This window comes from Ruegeria sp. N4 (assembly GCF_056531425.1).
Genome location: NZ_JBQFLT010000028.1, coordinates 1 through 2,729, shown reverse-complemented (window position 1 = coordinate 2,729; position 2,729 = coordinate 1). Strand labels below are relative to the sequence as shown.

General features: G+C 61.7%; 2 protein-coding genes. Both read left to right on the top strand.

What is annotated here, in order from left to right:
- Nucleotides 1–1,571: Re/Si-specific NAD(P)(+) transhydrogenase subunit alpha (locus tag ACR0LW_RS21185; RefSeq protein ID WP_480884410.1), on the top strand; the 1,571-nt coding region annotated here is incomplete at its 5' end.
- Between the two features lie 13 nt (nt 1,572–1,584).
- Nucleotides 1,585–2,729, top strand: a 1,145-nt coding sequence (locus ACR0LW_RS21180) for an NAD(P)(+) transhydrogenase (Re/Si-specific) subunit beta (protein WP_480884408.1), incomplete at its 3' end; no start/stop codon positions are given.

Genomic DNA, 2,729 nt, shown 5'->3' with positions numbered 1-2,729 from the left:
TGAAAATAGGCACACCAAGAGAGATATATGAGGGTGAGAATCGGGTTGCGATGACGCCTGAGTCTGCGGTTCAGTTGCAGAAGCTGGGGTATGAGTGCCTGATTGAGACGGGTGCGGGGGCTGCGGCCGGGTTTTCGGATGCGGTTTATGAGGCGGCGGGTGTTGAGGTTGTGAAGACCGCGGCGGCGCTGTGGAAAGAGGCTGACATTGTTGCCAAGGTGCGCCAGCCGAATGCGACGGAACTCAAGCGTCTGGCCAAGGGCAAGACCCTGATTTCCTTCTTCAATCCTGCGGGCAACGAAGAGGGCATGGAGCTGGCCAAATCCAAGGGCGCGAATGTGATCGCGATGGAGATGGTGCCTCGGATTTCCCGCGCGCAGAAGATGGATGCGCTGTCCTCGATGGCCAATATCGCGGGTTACCGCGCTGTGATCGAGGCGGGTAATAACTTTGGCCGGTTCTTCACCGGTCAGGTGACGGCGGCCGGTAAGGTGCCGCCTGCCAAGGTGCTGATCGTCGGTGCCGGTGTGGCCGGTCTGGCCGCCATCGGGACCTCAACCTCGCTGGGTGCGATCACCTATGCGTTCGACGTGCGCCCCGAAGTGGCCGAGCAGGTCGAATCGATGGGGGCCGAGTTTGTTTATCTGGATTTTGAGGAACAGCAGCAGGATGGCGCGGCCACCGGCGGCTATGCCTCGGTTCAGTCGGAAGAATTCCGCAACGCGCAGCTGGCCAAGTTCCGTGAGCTTGCTCCGGAAATGGACATCGTCATCACCACAGCGCTGATCCCGAACCGCGAAGCGCCTGAGCTTTGGACCAAGGACATGGTCGAAAGCATGAAGCCGGGCTCGGTCATCGTGGACCTTGCGGCGGAAAAAGGCGGCAACTGCAAGCTGACCGTGGCGGATGAGAAGATCGTGACCGACAATGGCGTGACCATCATTGGCTATACCGACTTCCCCAGCCGGATGGCGGCGCAGTCCTCGTCTCTGTACGCGACCAACATCCGTCACATGATGTCTGACCTGACCCCTGAAAAGGACGGTCAGATCAATCACGACATGGAAGATGACGTGATCCGCGGCGCGACCGTGACCCATGAAGGCGAGATCACCTTCCCGCCGCCGCCGCCGAAAGTGCAGGCGATTGCGGCGCAGAAAAAGCCCGAGGTCAAGGAGCTGACCCCGGAAGAGAAAAAGGCGCAGGAAATTGCCGCCTTCAAAGCGCAGACCAAACAGCAGTTCACCCTGCTGGGTGTCGGCGGCGCGCTGATGCTGCTGGTGGGGCTGATCGCTCCGGCCAGCTTCATGCAGCACTTCATCGTCTTTGTGCTGGCCATCTTCGTGGGCTTCCAGGTGATCTGGGGCGTCGCGCACAGCCTGCACACTCCGCTGATGGCGATCACCAACGCGATCTCGTCGATCATCATCGTTGGGGCGCTCATGCAGATCGGATCGGGCTCGTTCCTGGTTATTCTGCTGGCGGCGCTGTCTGTCTTCATGGCCGGGATCAACATCTTCGGCGGCTTCCTCGTAACCCGGCGCATGCTCGCCATGTTCCAGAAATCTTAAGGAGGCCGGGCACATGGAATTTGGCTTCACCACTGCCGCCTATGTTGTTGCGGCTGTTCTGTTCATCCTTTCGCTCGGCGGTCTGTCGAACCAGGAAAGCGCCAAGCGCGCGGTCTGGTACGGCATCGTCGGTATGGCGCTGGCGGTATTTGCCACGCTGGTTGGCCCCGGTTCGGGCCTGTGGCTGCTGTCGCTGCTGCTGATCGCTGGCGGTGGTCTGATCGGTCAATATGTGGCGCAGCGCGTCCAGATGACCGAGATGCCGCAGCTTGTGGCCGCGATGCACTCGCTGGTCGGTCTGGCGGCTGTGTTCGTGGGCTTCAACGCGCATTTTGAGATCGGCAACGTGGCGCAGGTCATGGCGATTGCCGACAGCGCGTCTCAGGCGGATCTGTCCGATCTGGGCGCGTTTGCCAAGCTGATCGCCAAGAAAACCTCGGCGGAACTGGCGATCCTGCATGTGGAACTGTTCCTGGGCATCTTCATCGGTGCGATCACCTTTACCGGGTCGGTCGTGGCCTATGGCAAGCTGGCCGGTAAAGTGACCTCGGCGGCGACCAAGCTGCCGGGTGGCCACGCGCTGAACGCGGCGGCGGCTGGTCTGTCGCTGATCTGCCTGGTCTGGTACACCATGTCGGGCGGTCTGCTGCCGCTGATCCTGATGACACTGGCGGCGCTGTTCATCGGTTATCACCTGATCATGGGCATCGGCGGGGCCGACATGCCGGTGGTTGTGTCGATGCTGAACAGCTATTCGGGCTGGGCCGCTGCGGCGATCGGCTTCTCGCTGGGCAACGACCTGCTGATCGTTGTTGGTGCGCTGGTGGGCTCGTCCGGTGCGATCCTGTCCTACATCATGTGCAAGGCGATGAACCGTCACTTTGTCAGTGTGATCCTGGGCGGCTTTGGTGGCCCGCAGGGCGAGCAGATGGCCGTTGAAGGCGAGCAGGTGGCCATTGACGCAGATGGCGTGGCCGCTGCCCTGAACGAGGCCGACAGCGTGATCATCATCCCCGGCTACGGCATGGCCGTGGCGCAGGCGCAGCAATCGGTCAGCGAACTGGTCCGCAAACTGCGCGCCAAGGGCAAAGAGGTGCGTTTTGCGATCCACCCCGTCGCGGGCCGTCTGCCGGGCCACATGAACGTGCTGCTGGCCGA